We start from the raw sequence: 25,335 nt of genomic DNA, 5'->3' as shown, positions 1-25,335 counted from the left end.
GGTGTACATGGTTGAAGCAGCAGATACCGCGGTCAAAGCCCGCGATACGAAGCCGTTGCGTGTAGGTCTTGATATCGGCTCCACCACCGTGAAGGCCGTGGTGCTCGATCAGACCGACGCGCTCGATGGCGTGCTCTTCTCCGACTATCGTCGACATCACGCCAATGTGCGTGCCACCGTGGCGGGACTGCTCGAAGACGTTCACAAGGAACTCGTGGCCCGAAATCGTGGAGACGAGCCGATCCGTCTGGCCATTACCGGCTCCGGCGGTCTGGCCCTGGCCGACAACCTCCATGTACCGTTCGTGCAGGAGGTCATTGCCGAAACCCGCGCCATCGATCAGGAATATCCGCAGGCCGATGTGATCATCGAACTCGGTGGCGAGGATGCCAAGATCACCTACCTGAAGCCGACGCCGGAACAGCGCATGAACGGTTCGTGCGCAGGAGGCACCGGCGCGTTCATCGACCAGATGTCCACCCTGCTCGACACCGATGCGGCAGGCCTCAACGATATGGCCAAGAGCTACGAGACGCTCTATCCGATCGCCTCACGATGCGGCGTGTTCGCCAAAACGGATCTGCAGCCACTCATCAACGATGGCGCCGCGAAACCCGACCTGGCCGCCTCCATCTTCACCGCCGTGGCCACGCAGACCATCGCCGGCCTGGCCTCCGGCCGTCCGATTCACGGCACCGTGATCTTCCTCGGCGGGCCGCTGTTCTTCATGTCCGAACTGCGTGAGGCCTTCCATCGCGCCCTTGAAGGCAAGGTCGACGAATTCATCGTGCCGACCGACGCCCATCTGTATGTGGCCTTCGGCTCGGCCTTGCTCGCAGGCGAACCCGACCAGCTGGAGGACGGCGTTCATTTCGAAGCACGCACCTGCGAAGACATTCTCGAGAGTCTCGAGGATCTGAAGAATCTGCCGGCGAACACGCCGACCATGCCCCCGCTGTTCCCGACCGAGGCGGCACGGGAAGCGTTCAACGAGCGCCATCATCGCGAGCATGTGCACATCGGCACGCTGGAAGGCGCGGTCGGCCCGCACTTCCTCGGCATCGACGCCGGATCGACCACCATCAAGGCGACGTTGGTGAACGATGACCGTGAAATCGTATGGTCGTCGTATGCGACCAACGAAGGCAGCCCGCTGACGGCCGCCGTGAACATCGTCAGGAAGATTCAGAACGAGCTGCCGCAAGGTGCGTGGATCGCACGCTCCTGCGCGACCGGCTACGGCGAAGGCCTGATCACCACGGGCCTGCACCTTGACGAGGGCGTGGTCGAGACCATGGCCCATTACCGCGGTGCCGAAATGGTAAGCCCGGGCGTTACCGCCGTCATCGACATCGGCGGCCAGGATATGAAGTACCTGGCCATTTCCGACGGTGTGATCGACTCCATCGCCGTGAACGAGGCCTGTTCCTCGGGCTGCGGTTCGTTCCTGCAGACCTTCGCGCAATCCATGGGCCTGACCATTCAGGAATTCACGCAGGCGGCCCTGAACTCCACGCATCCGGTGGATCTGGGCTCGCGTTGCACCGTGTTCATGAACTCCTCCGTCAAGCAGGCGCAGAAGGAAGGCGCCTCGATGGAAGACATCGCGGCCGGCTTGTGCTACTCCGTAGTGCGCAACGCCCTGTACAAGGTCATCAAACTGCGTGATTCCGGCGAACTTGGCGACACCGTGGTGGTGCAGGGCGGCACGTTCCTCAACGATGCCGTGCTGCGAGCCTTCGAACTGCTTACCGAACGTGAGGTGACCCGACCGAACATCGCGGGCCTTATGGGCGCGTACGGAGCGGCCCTGACCGCGCGTATGCATTACTCCGACGTATCCGACGGCCTTGACGGCGAGCCCGATGATGCGGCGAACGCCGATACCAAGCAGATCGTGCTCGACGGCGTGACGCATACCGCATCGAACATCATCTCCGGCGAGGACCTCGACCACCTGTCGATGACCTCCGAACGCGACGTGTGCAAGCTGTGCCAGAATCACTGCAAACTCACCATCACCACCTTCCAGGACGGTTCCCGCTACGTGACCGGCAACCGTTGCGAACGCGGCGGCGACGCCAAAAAGCAGCGCTCCGACAGGCCGAACCTGTACGACTACAAGTACAAGCGCTGCTTCGCCTACCGCAGGCTCACCGACAAGAAGGCCACCCGCGGCGAGATCGGCATTCCGCGCGTGCTCAACATGTACGAGAACTATCCGTTCTGGTTCACACTGCTCACCTCACTTGGCTTCAAGGTGATGATCTCCGGGCGCAGCTCGCACGAGCTGTTCGAAACCGGCATCGAATCCATCGCCTCCGAAAACATCTGCTATCCGGCGAAACTGGTGCACGGCCATGTCAAATGGCTGCTCAACAAGGGCATCAAGACCATCTTCTATCCGTGCGTGTCATATGAGGAGAACCTGGTCCCGAACGCCGACAACCATTACAACTGCCCGGTCGTGGCCAACTATCCGGTGGTGATCGGCGCGAACATGCCCGAACTGCGTGAGGAAGGCGTGCGCTACATGCGCCCGTACTTCAACATGGCCAATCATGAACTCATGGTCGACCGCATCGTCGAGGAATTCGCCTGGGCCGACGTGACCCGCGAGGAGGCCGAGATCGCGGTCAAGGCCGCCTACGCCGAAAACGAGGTGTTCAAGCACGACGTGCAGATGGAAGGCCTGAAGGCGCTCGCCTATATGAAGGAGCACAACTGCCGCGGCATCGTGCTCGCGGGCCGTCCGTACCATATCGATCCGGAAGTCAACCACGGTATTCCGGAAACCATCTGCGCACTTGGTATGGTGGTGCTTTCCGAGGATTCGATCTGCGAACTGCAACCGGGGCAGAAACTCGCGTTGAGTGAATATCTGGCCGAAGGCGAGGAGGATCCGCGTAAGAAGAACGCCAACGGATTCCGGCATGTCGGCGATCGTAAGGTGACCAAGATGCCGTTGCGCGTCACCAATCAGTGGGCCTACCATTCCCGGCTGTATTCGGCCGCCAACTTCGTGGCCTCCTATCCGGGGCTTGAGCTCGTGCAGCTCAACTCCTTCGGCTGCGGTCTCGACGCCATCACCACGGACCAGGTCTCCGAGATCCTTGCGGACAAGGCCGACGTGTACACCATGCTGAAAATCGACGAGGTCACCAACCTGGGCGCGGCCAAGATCCGACTGCGTTCGCTCAAAGCAGCCGTCGAGGAGCGCGAACGCAATCACAGGCGTGCCGTTGCGGCATCCACCATGCCCACCAAGCAGGATCGGCCCGGCAATGCCGCCGCCGTGGCGGACGCCAAGGCCAGGCTCGATGAGGCCAGGGCGCAACTGAAAGCCGCCGAGGCCGAACTCAGAGCCGCCGAGACCGCGGCCGTCAAGCAGGCCGGGCAGGATGGATTCCGCAAGACCGGCTCCGCCGCCCCGACCCCCGGCCGCCAGATCATGCTCGATACGGTGATGAAGGCCAATCCGAAGCTCACCGAAGCCGTGAAGGCCGCCTCCAAGCGTGCCGCCGAAAATGGCATCGGCGAAAGCGTGGAAGGCAAAAAATCGGCGCACAATTCCGCCACCATGTCGAAGTATGCGAACCGCATTCCATTCGGCAAGGACATGAAGGACTACACCATCGTGGCTCCGCAGATGAGCCCGATCCACTTCTCCTTGGTGGAATCCGTGATCCGTTCCGGCGGCTACAAGTTCGACATTCTCAAGCACGCCAGCCGCGAGGATGTCGAAATCGGCCTGAAATACGTGAACAACGACGCCTGCTATCCGGCCATCATGGTTATCGGCCAGCTCGTGAACGCGATTCTGGAAGGCAAGTACGATCCGGACACCACCGCGCTCGCCATCACGCAGACCGGCGGCATGTGCCGCGCCACCAACTACTTCGGCCTGATTCGCAAGGCGCTGGTGGACGCCGGGTATCCGCAGATTCCGGTCATCGCCATCTCCACGCAGGGCATTGAAGACAATCCGGGCTTCAAGGCGACCCCCTCGCTGTTGCATCGCGCCGTCAAGGCGCTGATCATCGGCGATCTGCTGATGAAATGCCTGTACCGTGTACGTCCGTATGAGGTGACTGCCGGCAGTGCCGACAAGCTGTATGAGACGTGGGACGTCATCGTACGCGAAACGCTCGAACATCACGGCTTCTCCAAGACGGCGCGCAGGTTCATCGGCAAGGGGTACCTGCCGTATCAGGAACTCGTCAGGGAGATTGTCAGGTCCTTCGACGAACTGCCGTTGAAGGACGAGCCGCGCAAGGTGCGCGTCGGCGTGGTCGGTGAGATTCTGGTCAAGTACCAGCCGGACGCCAACAATCATGTGGTCGACGTGATCGAATCGCAGGATTGCGAGGCCGTGGTGCCGGGAATCATGGAGTTCATGACCACCCGCCCGTATATTTCCGACTGGAACGAGCACTATCTCGGCATGGGTGGCAGCAGGCTCGGCTATGCCCTGATGCGTAAGGGGCTGGACCTGTATCTGAATCCCGTGCGCAAGGCGATAGATCTGGCGAATGGCAAGTTCTCTCAGGACCTGCCTATGCCTGAGCTGGTCAAGAAGGCCGGCGAGGTCACGTCCGTGGGCGTGCAGGCCGGCGAAGGCTGGCTGTTGACCGCCGAGATCCTGGAACTCATCGAGTCGGGTTGCCCGAATGTGATCTGCGCACAGCCGTTCGCCTGCCTGCCGAACCATGTGACCGGTCGAGGCATGTTCGGCAAGATTCGCAGACTGCATCCGGAAGCCAACATCGTGTCCATCGATTATGATCCGGGCGCATCCGAAGCCAATCAGCTCAACCGCATCAAGCTGATGATTTCGGCGGCGAAGAAGGCGTATAAGGCCCGCCAGGCCGAGCCTGCGGCCTGAGGAGTTCCCAGACCACCGACGCTGGGAGCGTGGGAGCGTGTCACCGTCGGTGGTTTGGGCTTGCTTCCAATCCGCCGACACTGAGATGGTCTGAGCATCGGTGGTTCGGATTTCGCCCAAGCTGCCGACGGTGAGGGGCCGCCGGCGTCGGCGGATTGGGATGGCATATGGATGGACGTTATCGATTTTCCATATAGCGGTTCCTGCGTTGCGGGTACCGATTTTCGTTAGGATGACCATCATGACAGCACCAAGAATCACGTACGCGCACCTGCTTACCGAACCGAATCCGAAGCATGTGGAAAGCTTGGTCAGATTCTTCGAATCCGGTTGCCAGGATCGCGGCACCGGCGGTTTCGGGGTGGAGATAGAACATCTTCCGGTACACAACAGTGACGACACCGCCGTGAACTATTACGAAGAGAACGGCCTTGAGACGCTGCTGAACCGCATTCGCCCATACTATGACGAGAACAAGGAGTATTGGGAGCATGGACGTCTCGTCGGACTTGGCCGCGAAGGCATCTCCGTTTCCCTCGAGCCGGGCGGTCAGCTTGAGTGCTCGCTTGGTGTCTTGCATGAACCCGAAGAGCTGAACGGGCTGTACGGCGCGTTCCGACGTGAAGTCGATCCGGTGCTTGACGAGTTGGACTTCCGTCTGGTGAACTACGGCTACCAGCCGAAATCGGGCTATGCCGACATTCCGGTCAACCCGAAGGACCGTTATAAGTCCATGACCGCCTATCTTGGCCGCGTCGGCCAATTCGGCCCATGCATGATGCGATGCTCGGCCTCCACGCAGGTGAGCATCGATTACGTTTCCGAAAAGGATGCGATTGCCAAGCTGCGCCTGGGTACGATCATCGGCCCGATCCTGGCGTGGTTCTTCCGTAACACCCCGTATTTCGAGGGGCGGGAGAATCCATATCCGCTGCTGCGCCAGCGCATGTGGGATTATTTGGATTTCCAGCGCACCAACGTGATTCCAGGGCTGTTCGACCCACGCTTCGGTTGGGAGGATTACGCGGTGGATGTGCTGTCCACCCCGCTGATGTTCGCCGACCTGACGCATACGCCGGAAGCGTTGGCCACACCCGGAACCGATTTGCACCACCCTGCGTTCTATGAGAACGCGAATGACGTGTATCCGGACCGCGAGCTCAACGCATATGAGGTCAATCATGTGATCTCCACGCATTTCAATGACGTTCGCTTGAAGAACTTCATCGAATTCCGCCATTGGGATTCATTGCCGATCGCACGTGCGGAACGGCTTACTGAAATCATCGGCTCGCTGTTCTACGATTCCGCGAATCGCGAACGCCTCGAATCCTATTTTGACGGCATCAGCGAAGAGGATGTGCTCGAGGCCAAGGCGAATCTGCAGGCGCGGGGACGCCAGTCCGCCCCCTATGGCAATTCGTTGGAATTCTGGCAGGAATTCCTGGGATTGGAGGGTGTGCTGGCCGACGAGCCGGGCGATCCGAAGCATCCCGACGTGTTCCAGGCATAGGGCGCCGACCTCGGTTGAATACTGAAGGAGATTGCGCGGATGCGTGGGGTGTATGCCGCCCGGTAGACTGTGGCGTATGACTGGTACGGGGAAGAAACGTGTGCGCAAGTCTCCCGAGGAGCGCAAGGCCGAAATCGTCGCGGCGGCGGTCAGGCTGATAGGGGAGAAGGGCTTCTACGGCACGTCGCTGAAGGACATCGCCGACGAGATCGGCATGAGTCAGCCGGGACTGCTGCACTACATCGGCAATAAGGAGAAGCTGCTGTCGATGCTCATCACCGATAACTACGACGCCTATGGAACGCCGCAGGACTTCATGGAGTCGGGTTTGCCCGGCAGCGATCCGGAGGCTCCGCTGTTTCCGTCGTATCTGCGATTCCTGGTGCGCTACAACGCGCAGCGGCGCAGTCTGTTGCAGTTATATATGGTGCTGGAGTCCGAGGCGTTCAGCTTGGAGCATCCGCTACATGACTACTTCGAGAACAGGCCGGATAAGGTGTGGGTGCAGTACTCGGAGTATCCGTGGAAAGTCCCGCCGGAAATCGGTGGCTGGGATGCCATGAGACCGATTGTGCGGCATTGTCTGGAGGCCATGGATGGCATCCAGCTGCGCTGGACGCGCAAGCCGCCGATCGATCTGTACGATGAATGGCTCGTATTCGAGAGGATGATCTTCCCTTCGCCGGTGTGGGATGGCTATAGGTAGATTCACCGTCCGCCGGCAAAGTCGACCGGTATCCGTCGGGCCCTGTTCGGGCGCGAAGGCGGAAAACCCGACATCGCTTTCTAATGGCCATTAGATAAAACACGCCTGTAATTACGCCATTCTTGACAATGGCTTTATATGGATATATATTGTTCATATCTAATAACCATTAGATAAATTGGTCAACGAAGACAACAGAAAGAGGGGCCATGGGCCGCACATCAGTGGATCATATTCTTTTTTGGCGCCGCATACTACGATGAGTACCTGATGATGAAGGGCATCGACCGTATCGATGCCGATATGCAGATGATGAAGGATGCGGGACTCAACGTGATCCGCGTCGCCGAATCCACATGGAGCACCTGCGAACCACAGCCCGGCGTGTTCGACTTCTCCCACGTGGATCGCGCGCTCGACGCGGCCGCGCGTCATGGCATCAACGTAATCGTCGGAACACCCACCTACGCCGTGCCGAGTTGGTTGGTCAAGCTCGACCCGGGCGTGCTCGCCGTCACCCCGAACGGGCCTGGCAAGTACGGCTCACGCCAGATCATGGATATCGTCAACGCCACGTACCGCTTCTACGGCGAGCGCGTGATCCGAAAACTCATCGCGCACGTCGCCGATCATCCGGCGGTCATCGGCTATCAGGTCGACAATGAGACCAAGTACTACGATTCCGTCTCCGAAGACATGCAACGTCTGTTCGTCAAGTATCTGCATCGCAGGTTCGGTGGCGATCTGGGTGAGCTGAACCGGCATTTCGGACTCGACTACTGGTCGAACCGTGTGGACTCCTGGGAGGACTTCCCGGATGTGACCGCCACCGTCAACGAGTCGCTTGGTGCGGAGTTCGACAGGTTCCGCCGCGACCAGGTGCGTGAATTCCTGCAATGGCAGTCCGATATCGTGCGCGAATACGCCCATGATGACCAGTTCATCACGCAGAATTTCGATTTCGAATGGCGGGGCTACTCCTTCGGCGTGCAGCCGGCCGTCGACCATTTCAAGGCCTCGACCGCAGTGGACATCACCGGCGTGGACATCTATCATCCGACCGAAGACGACCTGACCGGCAAGGAGATCGCATTCGGCGGCGACATGACCCGCTCCACCAAAGACGGCCGGAACTACCTGGTGCTTGAGACCGAGGCGCAGGGTCAGCACGGCTGGCTCCCGTTCCCCGGCCAGCTGCGACTGCAGGCCTATTCGCATCTTGCCTCCGGTGCCGACATGGTGGAGTACTGGCATTGGCATTCCATTCACAACTCGTTCGAAACCTATTGGAAGGGCTTGCTGAGCCACGATCTCGAACCGAACCCGACCTACCGTGAGGCGGGCGTGTTCGGCCGAGAGATCGCCCGGCCCGAAGTGGGGGAGCGGTTGGTTCACCTGAAGAAGCGCAACAGGGTGGCCATCATGGTGAGCAACGAATCGCTGACCGCGCTCGACTGGTTCCTCATCGAGGCAGGCTTCCCGTTCGGCGGCAGCCTCAAATACAACGATGTGGTGCGTAACGTGTATGATGCGCTGTTCGAACTCAATGTGGAATGCGACTTCGTGCCTGCCGACGCCCCGGCCGAACGCCTCGCCAAGTACGAGATGATCGTGACCCCGGCGCTCTATGCCACGCCGCAGGAGACCACGGACCGTTTGCGTGAATTCGTGGCGAACGGCGGCCATCTGGTCTCCACCATGCGCTCGTTCGTCGCCGACGACGAGGTGACGGTATGGGCGGACCGTGCACCGCACCATCTCACCGACGTATTCGGTATGACCTACAATCAGTTCACGCGTCCGAACGGTCATGTCTCCGTCGAATTCGCGGGCCCGCTCGCCGAAATGCCGGCGGTTGACGCGCAGGCGCTGATCGAACTGCTCGTCGCCGACGACGATACCGAGGTGCTCGCATCATACGGGCACTATGCGTGGAAGGACTATGCGGCGGTGACCCGCCACGCCTTCGGCAAGGGCGACGCGGAATGGATCGGCACCCTGCTGGATGCGGATTCGATCCGTGAGGTGATGCGCGAGGCCGTGGGACATGCCGGTGTTGCCGGCGCGGGAACCGCGCTCGCCGGTAAGGTCGCGGTTCGCCAGGGTGTGAATGTGCGTGGCGAACACGTGACGTATCTGCTTAACTACTCCGCCGAACCGGTCACGGTCGCAAGCCCCGTTGCGGGTACGGTGGTGGTTGCGCCGAAGGTTATCGGTGCCAGTGGCGAAATCGACGAAGCCGCCACGGCCCAGGTTCCGCTCGGGGCCGGTACGGCTGTGGCCGAAGGCGATGAGCTGACGATTGGCCGCTGGACCTTGCGGTGATCGTCGGGTAGCGGATTGCCGTAGGCGACCTTACGGGATGATCAGATCGATGAGGGCCTTCCATTCGGCCACGAAGTCGATGTCGTGAGATCCGTTGAGCCACCGCAGCTGCAGGCCTTCCATGGCGGAGAGGACCTGCAGGGCGGTGCGCTCCGGATCGGCGACCCCGTCCCGTTTCGCGGCGAACGCATACTCCCTGAGCAGATTGGTTTCGCGCTGTTCGAAATACTCATGCACGGGATGGTCCTTGCTTAACGCCTCGCTTTCGAGCAGCGTGTACAGACGGACCATTTCCAGCCGGTCGGCATTGGTTTCCACGGTACCTGTGGAAATGGCCTTCAGCCCCAGATCGCAATGGTATGCGATGCCGTCCTGCAAGACCTCGCCGGTCACGCCTTCGACGCCCAAGTGCTTCGCGATGGCGATCTGATTGATGCGATCGGCGTACTTGAGGGTTTCCTCAAGCAGTTGTTCCTTGGAATTGTAGTAGTAAAGGAGGCCCGCTTCGGTGATGTTCTGAGCCTGGGCTACGTCACGGATGGTGAAGCCCCAGAAACCGAACTGTGAAATGAACGAGATGGTGGTTTCGAGGATGCTTTTCCTGCGGGCCTCGGCGCTCATTCGTTTCTTGGTGGTGGTTTCCGCACGGCGACGCATGACTTCTCCTTCTTGTACCTACTAAGTTATAGCAGAGCGGGGGAAGGATTGCGGAAAAGCGTTGTGACACGCCGAAAACGATAGTCGACAATCTTTGTAATATGATTTAACTAAGCAGTTACTAAGTACGTAAAACCTTAGATGCTGCGGGGAATTGGTCAACGACGATCCCTAAGGAAAATCGATGGTCGGGCATCGCCGGCCTGCGTTTTTCCGCAGGGTGGTCCATAATGAAAACAAGTTAATTACCGGGTGGTAGTTAGCGAAAAACGGAGCAAAGCAGCTCACATATTTCACTACTGAAGCATGAATCGAAGGAGAGAGTTTCATGAGTGAAGCAATCGCAAGCAAAGAAGAGCGTCTGGCGGCGTACTACGCCAACATCGCGGCGGCGGAGAAGGATCCGTCGCTCTCTCCGGCAACGGGCAAGCCGTTTGATAAGGTCACCATCGCCCGATTCGGTGCCGGTTTCATCGTGTTCGGCGTGCTGTGGATGTCGGGTCTCGGCATCGTTTCCGCAGTGCTCCTGCCGATGCATTACAAGACCATTGAAGGCGTCAATCCGGATGCGCTGATCGGCATCGTCAACGCCTTCACCGCGGTCGCTTCCCTGATCGCCAACCTGATGTTCGGCAATTTCTCGGACCGTTCCCGCTCCAAGCACGGCCGCCGTACCCCGTGGATCCTGTTCGGCGCGGTGCTCGGTGGCGTCACCCTGTTCCTGACCGGCACCACGCATAACGCGGTGCTGCTCACCATCTTCTACTGCGCCTGCATGTTCGGCCTGAACTGCATGATCGCCCCGATGGTCGCCATCCTGTCCGATCGCGTACCATCCGGCATCCGCGGCACCATGTCCGCCTTCTATGGCGCCGGCGCCACCATCGGTTCCCCGATCGGCACCATGCTCGGCGCATTGTTCATCAAGAACCTCATCCCCGGCTTCGCCGTTGCAGGCGTGCTCATGTTCCTTGGCGGCGTCGTCTCCGTGCTCATCATACCGAAGGAGGAATCCGCCGACTTCCTGCCGAAGGACGAAGGCTCCTTCAAGGACGTTCTCGCCTCCTTCCGCCCGCCGGCATTCCACGGCGCCCACGACTTCTACAAGGCGTTCGTCGGCCGTTTCTGCATGCTCGTCTCCTATCAGATGATCGCCGTCTACCAGCTGTACATCATTCAGAACTACATCGGACAGTCCGTTGAGGATTCCGCCGTCACCGTGTCCGTCGTGTCCATGATCATGATGATCATGTCCCTGGTCGGCTCCTTCATCGCGGGCCCGGTCTCCGACATCATCGGTCGCCGTAAGATTCCGGTCATCGTGGCATCCGTGCTGTTCGCCATCGGCATCGCCATGCCGTGGATCTTCCCGTCGTCCATGGGCATGTACCTGTTCGCGGGCATCGCCGGCCTCGGTTACGCGGTCTATTCCGCAGTCGATCAGGCCCTGCTCGTCGATGTGCTGCCGAACAAGGAGGAGGCCGGAAAGGATCTGGGCATTCTGAACATGGCCACCACCCTTGGCCAGATGTGCGGCCCGATCGTGATGTCCGCCCTCGTGGTGAATCTCGGCTACAACTTCGCGTTCCCGACGTCCATCGCCCTGGCCATCATCGGCTGCTTCTTCATCATGGCCATCAAGAAGGTCAAGTAGGCCATCCCTCCCTGAAAGGGAGCGGAAGGAATGGCCGGTTCAATCATCAGCGACGATATCAAGGAGCGTCCAATGACCACCTGGATTGCGACCACGCAAGACGACAAACTCGTCGACAGGACTGCCGAAATCGAATCCACCAACTCGGTTTCCGCCCCGGACCTGCAGCTCGACGGCAACGAATACCAGGCCCTGCGCGGCTTCGGTGGCTGTTTCAACGAGCTCGGCTGGCTGCCGCTGCAGACGGTCGCCGAGGAGGAGCGCGACCAGATCATCAAGGAGTTGTTCAGTCCTGACGAGATGAACTTCACCTTCAATCGCGCGCCCGTCGGTGCCAACGATTTCGCCGATCACTGGTACAGCTACGACGAGACCGACGGCGATTACGGGATGGAGCATTTCTCCGTCGAACACGACGAAAAGACCCTGATTCCGTACATTCGCCGCGCACAGGAATGGCAGCCGGACATGCAGCTGTTCTCCAGCCCGTGGAGCCCGCCGACGTGGATGAAGCGCCCGAAGGCCTACAACTACGGCCGTCTCGTGCAGACGCCGGAAAACCTGACCGCCTACGCCAGGTATTTCGTCAGGTATGTGCAGGCCTACGCCGAACATGGCATCACCGTGAACCAGCTGCATGTGCAGAACGAGGTGTTCGCCGACCAGAAGTTCCCGAGCGCCCTATGGGACGCCGAAGCGCTCAAGGTGTTCATCCGCGACTACCTCGGCCCTGCGTTCGACGAAGCCGGGATTGACACCGACATCTGGCTGGGTACGCTCAACGGCCCGGAAGACATGGCGTGGACCGGCGGTGGCTACGGCATGAAGCTCAACAACTACAACCGCTTCGTCGACAACATCCTCTTCGACGACGATGCGCGCAGGTACATCAAGGGCATCGCCTACCAGTGGGCCGGACAGAACTGCATCGCACGCACGCATGAGTCGTGGCCGGAAATCGAGCTGATCCAGTCGGAATCCGAATGCGGCGACGGATCCAACTCGTGGGAATACGCCGAATACGTGTTCCACCTGATCAACCACTATCTGCGCAACGGCGCGACCGCCTACACCTACTGGAACATGATCCTCGACGACCAGGATTCCACATGGGGCTGGTGGCAGAACTCGCTGTTCACCATCACCGCCGACGGGCATGAGGTGCGCCGCAATCCGGAATACTACGTGATGCGCCACTTCTCGCACTACGTCAAGCCGGGTGCGAAGGTGCTCGGCACCACCGGTCACTTCAACTCGATGGCCATCGCCTTCCGCAACCCGGACGGCACGGTGGTGGTCGTGGCGCAGAACGCCCTCGATGGGGAGCGTCCGTTCGAATTCGCCGATCCCTCTTCCGGGACCCGCGGATTCAAGGTGACGCTGGCCCCACGTTCGTTCAATACGTTCGTGTCGGACTGAGCGTGGATGCCGGCTTCGAAGCCGGTGTCGCGCTGTAAGGCGCTTGTCTGGTGGAATCGGTCATTGATTCCATCAGACAAGCGCCTTTTCGCCGTCCGCAGGATATCATGGTGAGACGTTTCCCGTGACCCGCCTTGCCAGGTGAGGAATCGTTGCGGGCAGCAATATGCCGTGAAAGGAACCGACATGACGTTGGGAGTCGACGAGAAGATCAATGGCGTGAATCTCGGCAACTGGTTGGTGCTGGAGAAATGGATGAAACCGTCCCTGTTCGCGCAATGCGGCGAGGATGATGAAATCTGGATGCATCGCACGATGGAGCCGTCCAGGCTGGAGGCGCTGCTACGGCGGCACCGCGAATCGTATGTGACCGAGCGGGATTTCATCGCCATCGCCTCGCGTGGATACAATCTGGTGCGCATTCCCGTTCCGTATTTCGTCTTCGGTGATGTGGAGGGGCATCCGGGATGCATCGAATACGTGGATCGGGCCTTTGCCTGGGCCGGGCGGTGCGGATTGCGGGTGCTGCTTGACCTGCACACCGTGCCGGGATCGCAGAACGGTTACGACAATGGCGGAATTACGGGCGTATGCAAGTGGTGCAGGGATCCGCAGGCCGTGGAGTATGCGCTGACGGTGCTGGAACGTCTCGCCGAACGCTATCGTGACGAACCGGCGTTGTACGGCATGGAGGTATTGAACGAACCGATCAGCTGGCTGGTGTATCGAACGGCACCGTCCACCGGTCACGCCAAAGTCAGGGAGGAGGCCAAGGGCAGCGGACACGTGCCCATGAGATTCCTCAAAAACCTGTATCGTGACGCTTACCGGCGCCTGCGCGCCATCCTAAGGCCGGAGAGCGTGATCGTATTCCATGACGGATTCCGGTTGGGGTCCTGGGGGAGCTGGTTCGGGAAGGAAGGCATGACGAACGTCATGCTGGACACGCATATCTACATCATCGCCATGGAGACGTTCGTGCCGGTGCCCTCGATGTGGCTGTACCGGTTGTTCGTCGCATACGGCAAGGCGATGATCCGGCGGGCCGCCCGGCATGTTCCGGTCATGGTGGGCGAGTGGTGCCTGATGAATGCTCTCGCGCAGCGGCAGCGCAATGCGGCGGAGCGCAAGGCGGTGTATCGCGAGGTGGCTCGTCTCGAATTGGATGCGTGGAACGTTTCCGCAGGGCAGATCTACTGGAGCTACCAGTTGCTGGGCGGCGATGCGGCGGAGGGAGAACGCCGCGGCGGCAATCTGGATGGATGGGACCTGACACGGGTATGGCGCAACGGATGGATGGCACAGCCGGGCGACGGGGAGGCATGGCCATAAAATCGCCGGAGGCTCCCATGATTCCGGGACGAACCGACGTCCGTGGCCGAAAGGATGCCACTTTTCTCAGTGAATGCCCAGTCTTTGCGATATACGATGATGCCACTCATTTCGAGTCCGTTAATCAAGGAGGATTGCATGGGCAGGCTTGTTCTTACTGGTGTCGACGGTAATCTTGGCGGGCAGGCCGCGGATTATCTGCTTCAGATCGCCGAAGCCAAGGATTTGATCTTCACCGGATACGACCCGGCCTCGTTGGAACAATACGCGGCATTGGGTGTGCAGACCCGCATCGCGGACTTCAATCAGCGCGAAGGCCTCGAGAAGGTGTTCGAGGGCGGCGATGCGATGGCGTTGGTGTCGATGCCGTTCGTCGGCGTCAAACGTCAGCGTGCGCATGGCAATGCCGTGGATGCGGCCAAGGCCGCTGGTGTGCGGAAGATCGTATACACGTCGTTGGTGAACGCCGCCGACCCGACGAACCCAAGCGTGGAGAAGAAGGATCATATCTGGACCGAGGAGTACGTCAGAAACGCGGGTCTCGACTATGTGTTCCTGCGTAATTCGCAGTATGCGGAGGCCATGATCACCAACTATTTCACCTATGTACATATGGGTGGTCCGCTGACGAACAGCCAGGGCGATGGCCTGATGGCGTATATCTCCCGCAGGGATTGCGCCAAGGCCGTGGCGTATGCGTTGGCCGCCCGGGATCTACATGAGGCGGTGCTGGACATCAACGGCCCGGAGCTTATGACCATCTCGGAATTCTGCGAGATAGGCAATGCGGTTACCGGCAACCATGTGGAATACAGGGAGATCACCGACGAGGAGAACTATCGGGTCTTCGATGCGATGGGCGTGCCTCGCACCACCGATGGTGAGTTCAAGGAGGGATCGGAGGCGCCGTTCTCCTCGGATGGCATGGTCACGTTCGCCCAGGCGATCCGTGAGGGCAAGATGGCCGTCAGGACCGATGATTTCCGGAAGCTGACCGGTTCGGAACCGTTGACGGTCAGGTACATGTTCGAGCATGCGGATGAGTTCCAGATCGGGGACAGGCACTCCAAGGACGCGTGACGGGAGGCGTCGGCCTCAAGCGCCAAGCCCCGGGCCATGGCCCGGGGCTTTGTCGTTGTGCGACGGCTGATGCCGCCGTGCCGTTCGGCAAGGATTTGCGTGTCGCACATAATTATATTATGATTTAACTAAGTAGTTACTAAGTACATGGAAGCTACATGGGAACTACGGTTGGCGTACAAAGGAGTGCATATGGATCTGGACTATATCAAAGGCGTGAACCTCGGCAACTGGCTGGTTCTGGAGAAGTGGATGAATCCGGCTTTGTTCGACGGCACCACCGCGGACGACGAATACTATCTGCCGGCCCAGCTTGATCCGGCCGTCTACGAGGCGCGGATCAGAACGCATCGTGCGGAATACATCAACGAACGCGACTTCGCCACCATCGCATCGTGGGGCCTGAACTCCGTGCGCATCCCGGTGCCGTACTTCATCTTCGGCGACCGCGCGCCGTTCCTCGGCTGCATCGACGAGCTCGACAAGGCGTTCAATTGGGCCGACAAGTACGGTCTGACCATCCTCATCGACCTGCATACCGCACCGATGAGCCAGAACGGCTTCGACAACGGCGGCATCTCCGGTGTGTGCAAGTGGGCGCAGCTGCCGGATGAGGTGGAATTCGTACTGTCCGTGCTTGAACGTCTCGCAAGGCGCTACGGCGGGCGCGAATCGCTGATGGGCATCGAAATCATCAACGAGCCGAACACCACCACCTCCTGGCCGATGATGAACGTGACCGAGCGCTACAAGGCGGTCGATCCGGAACTGGCCGAAGGCACCGGCCCGATTGAATTCGGCTGGCTGAAGGATTTCTACGTCACCGCCTACCATCGCCTGCGCGACGCCGACAAGGGCGCGTTGCCGACCGACAAGGCCGTGGTGTTCCACGACGGTTTCGACATCGAACAGTGGAAGGGTTTCATGCGCGGGGCCGACGGCGGGTTGGCGCCGGAATTCGAGAACGTGATCCTCGACACCCACCAGTATCTGATGACCGCCGAAATGATGGGTTGCCCGCAGACCGTCGAAGGCTACGACGATTTCGTAAGAAACACCTATGCTCCGATGATCGAGGAGATGAGCGAATACTTCCCGACGATCGTGGGTGAGTGGTGCCTGTTCAACTCCGTCGGTTGCGGCGTGGACACCCATGGCGGCCAGAGCGTGCTCAACGGCGAGGAGGGTGCGCAGGTCGAGGCGCTGTCCGCCGAAGAGAAGCGCAGCCTGTACCAAGGCGTGGCCGAGTCCCAGCTCAACGCATGGGGCAAGGGCCGCGGCTTCTACTACTGGAACTACAAGCTGCTCACCGACACCGTCAATACCCCCGGCTGGATCGGCTGGGACGCATGGGATCTCGGCCGCTGCATCGCGCAAGGCTGGTTCCCGACCCAAAAGTAATCCCCACCAGAAGACGGCACGCTGCATTACCGCAACATGACGACGCAACGAGTCGTGGTCCGCGATGCTCTGTTGAAGACCGTAAAGACCTGGCCTGAGCGGCCCGGAGCATGTCTCGGCAATAGAGCGCCTCGGACCACGGCTGACATCGCAAATCGCAAGAAACCGTAATCAAAAGAGCAAATCAAAAAAGGAAAAGCAATGCTGCACAATCCGATTTTCAAAGGCTTCAATCCCGATCCCGCCATCTGTCGCAAAGGCGACGACTACTATGTGGCCGTCTCCACCTTCGAATGGTTCCCCGGCATCCCGATCTACCATTCCAAGGACATGAAACACTGGGAACTCCTGACCCACGTGCTCACCGACGACACCACGCCGGACCTCACCAAACTGCCTTCCGCCAAGGGTATCTGGGCCCCGTGCCTCACCTATGACGAGGCCGAAGACATGTTCTACGTGATCTATGGCGTCATGAACTCCATGAACGCCCGCTACTTCGATGTGAACAACTACCTCATCAAGTCGAAGAGCATCGAAGGCCCGTGGAGCGAGCCGGTCTACCTGACCTCCTCCGGTTTCGACGCATCCATCCTGCATGACGACGACGGCAGGAAGTACATCGTCAGTCTCGAATGGGAGACCCGCGAAGGCTATGAGAAGCCGGGCGTGATCTGCTGCGTGGAATACGATCCGGAAACCAGGCACGTGGTCGGATACCCGAAGCGCATCTGGCGAGGCGCCACCGACCGCGGCTGCATCGAAGCGCCGCATCTGACCAAACGCGATGGCTGGTATTACATCATGTGCGCCGAAGGCGGCACCGGCTACAACCATGCCGTGACCATGGGCCGTTCCCGCAACGTGTGGGGTCCGTACGAGCCGGATCCGAACGGTCCGCTCGTCACCTCCCAGCCGAAGGAATCCAACGAGCGTGCTGACGACGACCATCTGAAGCCGCGCTACTTCAATCCGGAATCGGTGCTGCAGAAATCCGGTCACGGATCGTATGTGGACCTGCCGAACGGCGAAACGTATCTGGTGCACCTGACCAGCCGTCCGTTCGTGCCGGAACTGCGCTGCACGCTCGGCCGTGAGACCGCCATCGAGAAGATGACGTGGACCGACGACGGCTGGCTGCGTATGGCGGACGGATCCAATCTGGCCAAATCGGAGGTCGAGGAGCCGAATCTGCCGGATGCGCCGATGCCGGAAATCCCGCGGTACGACGATTTCGATGACGGCAGCATCGGCAATTGGTACTACTCGCCGCGCCAAATGCCGACGACCTTCGCGAATGTGACGGAACGCCCCGGCTGGCTGCGCATCCGCGGCGAGGAGTCGCTGGCGTCGCTCAACCGCACGAGCCTGATCGCCCGCAAGCTGACCAGCGTGTACACCACCGTCACCACGAAGATGGAGTTCCTGCCGGAGGTCTACCAGCATTCCGCCGGATTGACCATCTACTACGACAACATGAACAACATCTTCCTGCGCAAGTACCACTCCGAGACGCTCGGCGGCTCCGCGATCTCCATCGTACGCCTTGAGAACGGCGAGAAGACGGAGATGCTTGACACCCGTGTGGCCGTGGACGACAAGCCGATCTACATGCGCCTGAGGATCGAAGGCCGCCGCACCTGGTTCGAGTGGGGCTATGACGGTGAGACCTGGACCAGGATCGGTCCGGATTTCGACACCACCACGTTCTCCGACGAATACTGCAAGTACGGCGAATTCACCGGCACGATGGTGGGCATCGCCGTCACCGACGCCTCGCTGCATGAGAAGACCGCCGATTTTGATTTCTTCGACTATGAGGCGGACGAGACCAAGCCGGTCGACTGAATTTCGGGCGCCTGCTGACGGAAAAGGCGCGGACGGCCTTGTGGGGCAGGGCCATCCGCGCCTTTTGTTATGTGGTTATTGGTTATGGACGGGAGACTGGTGATCACTCGCCGTCATTGACGGCAGGCTCATCGGTTTCCGCAGCCACCGTTGCGCCTTTACGTCGGCGCAGAATCTGCAGGGTCGCGATGGCGATCAGTGCGATCGAGCCGACCGTCACCACGCCGTCGAGCGCATACACGCCCCAACGCCACAGCGGCGTCACCTTGACGATCTTCGAGTTGGCCGACAGGCCGTTCATCGCGTTCGAGCGGGAGATCGCATAGCTGATGTTGTGCGCGGCGCGCTGCATATTGGCGATCACGCCGTCGGTCATGTCATTGTCGGACAACTTCCACAGTTCGGCATCGGTGTTGAGCCACAGGTCGGTGCCGGCCTCGAGTCCCTCGCGCAGATCCTCATAGGCGAACACGGAGTAGGAGGCCTGGTCGGTCACCACGAAACCGTTGAAACCCCATTCCCCGCGCAGCGTGTCGGTCATCAGGCCCTTATGGCCGCCGGTCCACCGGGAGCCAATACGGTTCATGGAGGCCATCATGGCGGTGGCGCCGCCATCGCGCACGCTCATCTCGAACGGCTTCAGATACAGTTGCCGAATGGTCTGCTCATTGGCGAATATCGCGACGCCCATACGGTTGGTCTCCTGGTCGTTGAGCGCGAAGTGCTTCACCGTGGAAATCACGCCCTTGGATCCGGCCCCGGCGACCACCTTGGCGCACATCGCACCGGACAGATATGGATCCTCGGAGAAATACTCGAACGCCCGGCCGCCGTATGGATTACGGTGGATGTTGCAGGCCGGGCCGTACCAGACGGCCACCTTCAGAGCGATGCTGTCCTCGCCGATCGCCTTGCCGAACGCTTCGGCCAAATCGGAATTCCAGGTTGCCGCGATCACGACTTCGCCCGGGTATCCCATGCCGCTTTCGCCGCCGACCAGGGTGGAGGAGATGCCTGCCGGGCCGTCCTTGTCGGTGGTGGCCGGAAGCTGCGTGGAGTTCACGGATTTAGTGGCGTAGCCGCCGATGCGCACCAGCTGATCGAGTTCCTTGACGCTCATCTGCCCGATCAGTGCATTCCAGGATTCGTCGGCATAGTCGGTGTCCATGAGCATTGACGCATTCAGCTTGCCGTAGGAGGAGTTTTCGGTGCCGGTGGTCGGCTTCCGCTCGGGCTCGCTTTGTGCGGTATCGATATTCAGCGCGTCCAGAAACTCCTGGGAGGCGGTCCATTCGCCGTTTGCGTAGGTGGCGGGCCAGCTGCCGGTCCAATCGGAGCGCGACAGGTACGTGAAGGAATCATCGTAAGTGGCCAGGTCAACATCGTCGAACCGGTTGGAGATCTCCTCGCCGGTCGCGGCGGACTTGGCGTAGGTGGTGCCGTCCTGCGAGTGCACGGTATGCTTGGCGGTCAGGGAGGCGTCGCCGTCTTCGGTCATGCCGTCAGCGGTGGCCTTGCCCTTGGCCGCGAGAATGTTGTTCAACGCGTTGTGCGCGTCGGTGCCGGCGGCGAAGTAATAGTCGCCCGCGTCCACGATGTAGGTGCCTTCGCCCGCGGAATCGTACACCTTCATCGATTCCTGATCGACATGGACGGTGACGGTCTCGCTTGCGCCGGCCTTCAGCGTACCGGTCTTGGCATAGCCGACCAGATCGACGGAAGCCTTTTCGATGCCGTTCGCCTTGTCATAGTCGGTGTACGGAGACTGCATGTACAGCTGCACGACGTCCTTGCCGGCCGTCTTGCCGGTGTTGGTGACCTTCACGGACACGTCGAAACCGCCATCGGTCCTCGTCATCGAGAAATCGGACCATGTGAAGTCGGTGTAGGACAGGCCGTAGCCGAACGGGTACTCGACCTGTTTGGCGTAATCGTAGTTCGAACGGGTTTCGTTGCCGAGCACCACATCCTCGTAACGGGTCTCATAATAACGGTAGCCGACATAGATGCCTTCGGCATACGTCATGTAGGAGGAGGTGAAGCGGTCGGTGCCGTTGGCGATGGCATACGAGCCGGAATTGGCGGAGGACGGTGCGGAATTCAGGTCGTATGCGTAGGTGTCGGGCAGGTGTCCGGACGGGTTCACCGTGCCGTTGAGCGCTTCGGCCACGCCGTCGGCGCCGGTCTGCCCGAGCGAGCCGATCCACATGACGGCATCGACGGCATCGTCTTCCAAGTCGGCGAGCTCCATCGGATTCTGGGTGTTGAGCAGCACCACGACCTTATCGAAGTTGTCGGAGGCCATCTTCAGCATGGCGCGCTCGTCATCATCGAGTTGCAGATACGTGTAGCCGGATGCCAGCTTGTCGGTCGGCAGATCCTGGCTTTCGCTGCCGGAACGACCGATGACCACGACCGCCGCATCATGGTAGGAGGCGAACGACTTCCTCACATCGTCGGTGTATGCGGAGGCCGGCACCTCGTTGACTGCGAATGCGCCCTTGCCATAGGCATCGATGGACGTTTTGCGATAGTCCTTGCCGGCACCCGTGGTGTAGAACTCGGTCAGGGTCGGATTCACGTCGAATCCGGCTTTCCCGAACGCGTCCATCAGCGACCGGGCCTTGGAGGTGTCGATGGACCCCGCGCCGCCACCGCCGTATACGGGGTCGACGCTGTCTTGGCCGAACACGGAGATCTTCGCCGTCTTCTTCAGTGGCAGCGTGTCGTTCTCGTTCCTGAGCAGGGTCACGCCTTCCCGAAGAATGTCGGTGCCCATGTTGGCCAGTGCCTGTTCGCGCTCCTCGTCGGAGGCGTAATCCGATGTGAAATGTTCCGTGGTCTCATTGCTTGCCGACACGACCTTGGAGGTCGGCTGATTGAAATAGACGGAGATCAGGTCCGAATATTTGTTGGCATACACATTGCCTACCGCCGTGGCTGCGGCCAGTATGATCGCGATCACGTACATGGCGATTGACGCGGCCAGCGGCAGAGGCTTCTTCGCTTTGCCCTTGCGGGTCATGGTGTTCTCCTTCATGCTCATGCTCCCACATGTTTCCATCATTGGAATTTGTGGTAGTTTCAGTGTATTTCGCAGAAAAATTTCATGATCTGGATTGTCGTGAACGTCGTTTTTTTTGTCGCGAACGACAATGTGTTGCGTAGAATCGAAAAAGGATGGAAATCGAAAAGGAGTGGCCATGCGAATCGCCATCGTCGACGATGACATGGCCATGCGCGTCGTGATGGATGGCCATTGCCGGCGTTACGGCGAGGAGCATGGCATGCGCTTCGACATCGACCGCTTTTCCAACGGCGACGATCTGCTGGCGGACTATCGGCGTGGGCGTTTCGCCATACTGTTTCTGGACGTCGAAATGCCCGGGACCGACGGATTGGAGGTCGCCCGCCGGATACGTCGGGTGGACGATGCCGTGACGATCGTGTTCGTGACGAATATGGCGCAGTATGCGATCCACGGCTATGAGGTGGCGGCCTCGGACTATATCGTCAAACCGCTGACGTATTTTGATTTTGAATTGAAGTTCACCAAGGCGTTGCGTCTGGCCAAGGGGCATGCCGAAACGGCGGTGACAATCGATACCGTCGACGGATTGCGTTCCTTCGCGATAGGGGACATCCACTACGTCGAGGTGCTTGACCACTATCTGCTGTTCCATACGCAATCCGGTGTGTACAAGGCGCGAGGCAGCATCAACGAGCAGACGAAAACGCTGCAACCGTATGGATTCGCGCGCATCCACAAAAGCTACTGCGTGAATCTGCGCCATATCAAGCTGCTGGGTGCCGCCGGGCTTGACTGCGCCGGAACGGCCCTGCCGATCGGGCGGGCGTACAAGACGTCGCTGATGCAGGAATATCTGCGGTTCCTGGGAAGCGTGGAACGATGACCGCTGCCGACTGGAACGTTGCCTGCAACTGGTTCGATTCCTTCCGATTCGTATTCTCGGTGCTCGTCGCCACATGGATTTTCGCGCGCGGATCGGCCGTGCGGCGCACCCGATACCGCCCGTGGCTCGGCGTGATCATGGCGGTTGGGGCGCTGCTGGCCGTTGCGAACCCGCTGTATGTGGGATCGGGCGCGGTCGTCTCGTTGCCCTGGTTCAGCCAGTCCAATTTCGTGCGGATCTGGATAGCCGCGGTGTTCCTGTTGGCATTGGTGGCGATCAGACTGTGCCTCCTCACATCGTGGACGAATGCGATGTCACGTTGGATGATGGGGTTGTGCGTGGAACGATTCATCACGTCGTTCGTGCATAACTGGCTGTTTCTGGTGATCGTCAGGGATTTCGAAACCGACCATCCTCTGGCCTACATGGCGATCAGCCTGTTCTCCTACGGCGTGCTCCTGGGGGCTGCGGCCTTATGGCTGGCGCCGTTGTTCGCGCGGGATGTGATGCCTCACACGCCGGGGAAGGCGATGTGCCTGCTGTACGCGCTCGGATTCGTGGGGCTGTATGTGGTGTCTAACGCCTCCATGGGCATCAGCGAGAGCTACGTCGGCAAACTGCGAAGCCTGATCGGCGGCGATGCGGAAGGGGAGCGTCTGCTCGGCTTCATACTGTATTTCAGCACCGGCATGGCCGGTTTGATGGCCGTGCTCATCTTCCTGTTCCAGTACGCGATCTACCACACGTTCGAACTGCAGCAGGAGAGCATGCTGCTGGAGGTGCTCGCCGAACAGAAGAGTCGCCAATTCGATACGATTTCCGCGAATATCGACTACATCAACCGCAAGTCGCATGATCTGAAGCACCAGATCGACGCACTGGAATACACGGAAGGCTCGCGCCGCAGCGAACTGGTCAGGGAGGTGCGCAAATCGCTGAGCGTCTACGACGCGACGGCCAACACCGGCAATGACGCGCTTGATACGCTCATCACGGAGCGCAACTTCCTTTGCGCCCGAAACGACATCCGTATGACCTGTTCGTTGGCCGGTTGCGACTGGAGCGCGATCGACGTGGTCGACCTGTATACGATTCTCGGCAATGCGCTCGATAACGCCTGTGATTATGTGATGCGTTTCGATGATGTGGACAAGCGCGTGATTTCGGTGAGCGCCCGGCAGCGGGGAAACCTGATCGTGCTGTCGGTCGACAATCATTTCGAAGGCGGGCTGACGATGGTCGATGGGTTGCCGGAGACCACCAAGGCGGACGCGTTCGCGCATGGATTGGGCCTGAAGAGCATACGGCGGATAGCCAAGCGGTACGGCGGCGACGTTCTCGTCACCGCCGTACCGCCGATCTTCACTGTGCAGGTCTCGCTGCTGGTGAAGTGAGTTTTCAGGAATGCAGGATCTGATTGGACAGACGCAGGATGTCGTCGGCGTACCGCGCCTTGCGCTGCGATGTGATGGCGCGGCCGATCGGGTAGGCGGCCGCTAGGATGATGAGTCCCGGAATGCCCAGGACCAAACCGAGCGTCATGTTGTCATACGACATGACCAATGCCATGCCGGCACCCATGACCAGTGTGCCGATGATGCCCAACGTGAGGGAGGCGATGAGTCCCGGTCTTTTCACGGCGTCGTCCAGTTTGCGCAGCTGGTTCATGGGGTCGGTTTCGGGATTCGCGTACTGGCGGCGAATCCGATCGGCGTCGTTGCGGTCCTGCTCGTTGGCGATATGGTCGTTCATGATTGCTCCTTGTCGATTGGTTGCCGTCGGCTGATGATTCGATGGTTGGTGGCCGGTCCGTCTACGACGGTATTCGCATTCGTCGGTTGGGGCATGGGGGATTGCAGGGTCGTATCGGTCACGACAGTGACATTACGATGCCTTCGCCGGGCAAACAACCATCAATAAACCAACAAGTGTCGGAATAATGATGGTGGTCGCGTCACTGCCCGCCCATGCCGGTGACGATCGGAGAGAAGACCACGGGTACGGAATTGACGATGATGGTGGTGATCGATTCGATGCTTTCCTCGCAGCCGTGTGACACCCAGCGGCAAAGAATCGCCGAAAGACCGGAGATGAGGCTGATTCGGAAGTATTCCATATCCTTCGGTTCGGTAATGCCGATCTCGGTGCAGCGCGGCAGGATGATCCGTTTCCACAGCTCGGCATCGGCGTCGCCGACGTCGAATGGCAGGTTGCGTCCCTGTTTCAACGAGATCCGGTAGAAATAGCGATGCTCGCGAATGTGTTCGAGAAAAATGCGGACCGAGGTGTTCGACAGTGGCATTTCCCCGGAATCATGGGGATCGTGGCCCGTACGCCTGCTGATGAACGTTTCGCGCAGCTCTCCGAACAGATATTCCTGCATGGCGTCGATCATGTCGTCGATGCCGTTGAAATGCTCATAGAACGTTGACCGGTTGATGCCGGCCTCACGGCAGATGGCGGCGATGTTCACCTGCGGGCCGTCGGCGCGGTCCATCAGTTGCAGCGCGGCCGCTTCGATGCGCCGGTCCGTGGCCAGAAAACGCGCGTTGTTCTTCACGTTCACCATGGCATCAAGCCTAATGCCTGATGGGAAATAAC

Annotated in this window: 14 protein-coding genes and 3 pseudogenes; 13 read left to right on the top strand and 4 right to left on the bottom strand. The window is 59.9% G+C overall.

The window, feature by feature from the left end; all coding sequences use genetic code 11:
- Positions 1 to 7: 7 nt before the first annotated feature.
- The 5 genes and pseudogenes from BMOU_RS02465 to BMOU_RS02450 form a co-directional block, all read left to right on the top strand.
- Positions 8 to 3,235, top strand: a pseudogene (locus BMOU_RS02465) (acyl-CoA dehydratase activase-related protein); the annotation flags it as partial.
- Between the two features lie 315 nt (positions 3,236 to 3,550).
- Positions 3,551 to 4,885 (top strand): annotated as a pseudogene (locus tag BMOU_RS11790) (activase); the annotation flags it as partial.
- Between the two features lie 241 nt (positions 4,886 to 5,126).
- On the top strand, positions 5,127 to 6,398 hold the full coding sequence (locus BMOU_RS02460) for a glutamate-cysteine ligase family protein (RefSeq protein WP_034874586.1): 1,272 nt from the start codon (positions 5,127 to 5,129) through the stop codon (positions 6,396 to 6,398).
- Positions 6,399 to 6,474: 76 nt separating this feature from the next.
- Positions 6,475 to 7,104 (top strand): TetR/AcrR family transcriptional regulator, encoded by a 630-nt coding sequence (locus tag BMOU_RS02455; RefSeq protein ID WP_034874974.1) that lies wholly within the window; start codon positions 6,475 to 6,477, stop codon positions 7,102 to 7,104.
- A 209-nt stretch (positions 7,105 to 7,313) separates the two neighbouring features.
- Positions 7,314 to 9,429 (top strand): annotated as a pseudogene (locus BMOU_RS02450) (beta-galactosidase).
- Positions 9,430 to 9,459: 30 nt separating this feature from the next.
- On the opposite strand, the gene BMOU_RS02445 reads toward BMOU_RS02450, so the two are convergent.
- Complete coding sequence (locus BMOU_RS02445; protein ID WP_034874582.1) at positions 9,460 to 10,086, bottom strand: TetR/AcrR family transcriptional regulator; 627 nt, start codon at positions 10,084 to 10,086, stop codon at positions 9,460 to 9,462.
- 328 nt (positions 10,087 to 10,414) lie between these two features.
- Here BMOU_RS02445 and BMOU_RS02440 point away from each other — a divergent pair, with 328 nt between their 5' ends.
- The 6 genes from BMOU_RS02440 (at position 10,415) to BMOU_RS02415 (ending at position 18,820) form a co-directional block, all read left to right on the top strand.
- On the top strand, positions 10,415 to 11,740 hold the full coding sequence (locus BMOU_RS02440; RefSeq protein WP_034874580.1) for an MFS transporter: 1,326 nt from the start codon (positions 10,415 to 10,417) through the stop codon (positions 11,738 to 11,740).
- A gap of 72 nt (positions 11,741 to 11,812) precedes the next feature.
- Positions 11,813 to 13,159 (top strand): glycoside hydrolase family 30 protein, encoded by a 1,347-nt coding sequence (locus tag BMOU_RS02435; RefSeq protein ID WP_034874972.1) that lies wholly within the window; start codon positions 11,813 to 11,815, stop codon positions 13,157 to 13,159.
- Positions 13,160 to 13,345: 186 nt separating this feature from the next.
- Entirely contained in the window at positions 13,346 to 14,491 is a 1,146-nt protein-coding gene (locus BMOU_RS02430; protein ID WP_034874578.1) for a glycoside hydrolase family 5 protein, read from the top strand.
- Between the two features lie 138 nt (positions 14,492 to 14,629).
- Entirely contained in the window at positions 14,630 to 15,571 is a 942-nt protein-coding gene (locus tag BMOU_RS02425; RefSeq protein WP_034874576.1) for an NAD(P)H-binding protein, read from the top strand.
- Between the two features lie 192 nt (positions 15,572 to 15,763).
- Positions 15,764 to 16,972, top strand: coding sequence for a glycoside hydrolase family 5 protein (locus BMOU_RS02420; RefSeq protein ID WP_034874574.1), 1,209 nt, complete (start codon positions 15,764 to 15,766; stop codon positions 16,970 to 16,972).
- A gap of 201 nt (positions 16,973 to 17,173) precedes the next feature.
- Positions 17,174 to 18,820, top strand: coding sequence for a glycoside hydrolase family 43 protein (locus BMOU_RS02415; protein WP_034874573.1), 1,647 nt, complete (start codon positions 17,174 to 17,176; stop codon positions 18,818 to 18,820).
- A gap of 103 nt (positions 18,821 to 18,923) precedes the next feature.
- Here the strand turns inward: BMOU_RS02415 and BMOU_RS02410 are convergent, their stop codons facing one another.
- Entirely contained in the window at positions 18,924 to 21,866 is a 2,943-nt protein-coding gene (locus BMOU_RS02410) for a glycoside hydrolase family 3 protein (protein WP_235143666.1), read from the bottom strand.
- Positions 21,867 to 22,023: 157 nt separating this feature from the next.
- Between BMOU_RS02410 and BMOU_RS02405 the strand changes: the two genes are divergently transcribed.
- Entirely contained in the window at positions 22,024 to 22,734 is a 711-nt protein-coding gene (locus tag BMOU_RS02405) for a LytR/AlgR family response regulator transcription factor (protein ID WP_034874571.1), read from the top strand.
- A complete protein-coding gene (locus BMOU_RS02400) occupies positions 22,731 to 24,128 on the top strand; it encodes a sensor histidine kinase (RefSeq protein WP_034874569.1) in 1,398 nt (465 codons plus the stop codon). Before BMOU_RS02405 ends, BMOU_RS02400 begins: the two co-directional genes overlap by 4 nt.
- Positions 24,129 to 24,132: 4 nt before the next feature.
- On the opposite strand, the gene BMOU_RS02395 is transcribed toward BMOU_RS02400, so the two are convergent.
- Together BMOU_RS02395 and BMOU_RS02390 are read right to left on the bottom strand one after the other, a co-directional pair.
- Positions 24,133 to 24,486 carry a hypothetical protein gene (locus BMOU_RS02395; RefSeq protein ID WP_034874566.1) on the bottom strand — a complete coding sequence of 118 codons (354 nt, stop codon included), beginning with the start codon at positions 24,484 to 24,486 and terminating at the stop codon, positions 24,133 to 24,135.
- 202 nt (positions 24,487 to 24,688) lie between these two features.
- Positions 24,689 to 25,303 carry a TetR/AcrR family transcriptional regulator gene (locus BMOU_RS02390; protein ID WP_034874564.1) on the bottom strand — a complete coding sequence of 205 codons (615 nt, stop codon included), beginning with the start codon at positions 25,301 to 25,303 and terminating at the stop codon, positions 24,689 to 24,691.
- Between the last annotated feature and the right edge of the window lie 32 nt (positions 25,304 to 25,335).

The organism is Bifidobacterium moukalabense DSM 27321, assembly GCF_000522505.1.
Classification (GTDB): Bacteria; Actinomycetota; Actinomycetes; order Actinomycetales; family Bifidobacteriaceae; genus Bifidobacterium; species Bifidobacterium moukalabense.
This window is presented reverse-complemented; position numbering and strand designations above follow the sequence as displayed.

Bases quoted from the DNA above. Each gene is read 5' to 3' on its own strand.
- BMOU_RS02460 (WP_034874586.1), top strand. From the start codon at position 5,127: ATGACAGCACCAAGAATCACGTACGCGCACCTGCTTACCGAACCGAAT.
- BMOU_RS02455 (WP_034874974.1), top strand. From the start codon at position 6,475: ATGACTGGTACGGGGAAGAAACGTGTGCGCAAGTCTCCCGAGGAGCGC.
- BMOU_RS02445 (WP_034874582.1), bottom strand. From the start codon at position 10,086: ATGCGTCGCCGTGCGGAAACCACCACCAAGAAACGAATGAGCGCCGAG.
- BMOU_RS02440 (WP_034874580.1), top strand. From the start codon at position 10,415: ATGAGTGAAGCAATCGCAAGCAAAGAAGAGCGTCTGGCGGCGTACTAC.
- BMOU_RS02435 (WP_034874972.1), top strand. From the start codon at position 11,813: ATGACCACCTGGATTGCGACCACGCAAGACGACAAACTCGTCGACAGG.
- BMOU_RS02430 (WP_034874578.1), top strand. From the start codon at position 13,346: ATGACGTTGGGAGTCGACGAGAAGATCAATGGCGTGAATCTCGGCAAC.
- BMOU_RS02425 (WP_034874576.1), top strand. From the start codon at position 14,630: ATGGGCAGGCTTGTTCTTACTGGTGTCGACGGTAATCTTGGCGGGCAG.
- BMOU_RS02420 (WP_034874574.1), top strand. From the start codon at position 15,764: ATGGATCTGGACTATATCAAAGGCGTGAACCTCGGCAACTGGCTGGTT.
- BMOU_RS02415 (WP_034874573.1), top strand. From the start codon at position 17,174: ATGCTGCACAATCCGATTTTCAAAGGCTTCAATCCCGATCCCGCCATC.
- BMOU_RS02410 (WP_235143666.1), bottom strand. From the start codon at position 21,866: ATGAGCATGAAGGAGAACACCATGACCCGCAAGGGCAAAGCGAAGAAG.
- BMOU_RS02405 (WP_034874571.1), top strand. From the start codon at position 22,024: ATGCGAATCGCCATCGTCGACGATGACATGGCCATGCGCGTCGTGATG.
- BMOU_RS02400 (WP_034874569.1), top strand. From the start codon at position 22,731: ATGACCGCTGCCGACTGGAACGTTGCCTGCAACTGGTTCGATTCCTTC.
- BMOU_RS02395 (WP_034874566.1), bottom strand. From the start codon at position 24,486: ATGAACGACCATATCGCCAACGAGCAGGACCGCAACGACGCCGATCGG.
- BMOU_RS02390 (WP_034874564.1), bottom strand. From the start codon at position 25,303: ATGGTGAACGTGAAGAACAACGCGCGTTTTCTGGCCACGGACCGGCGC.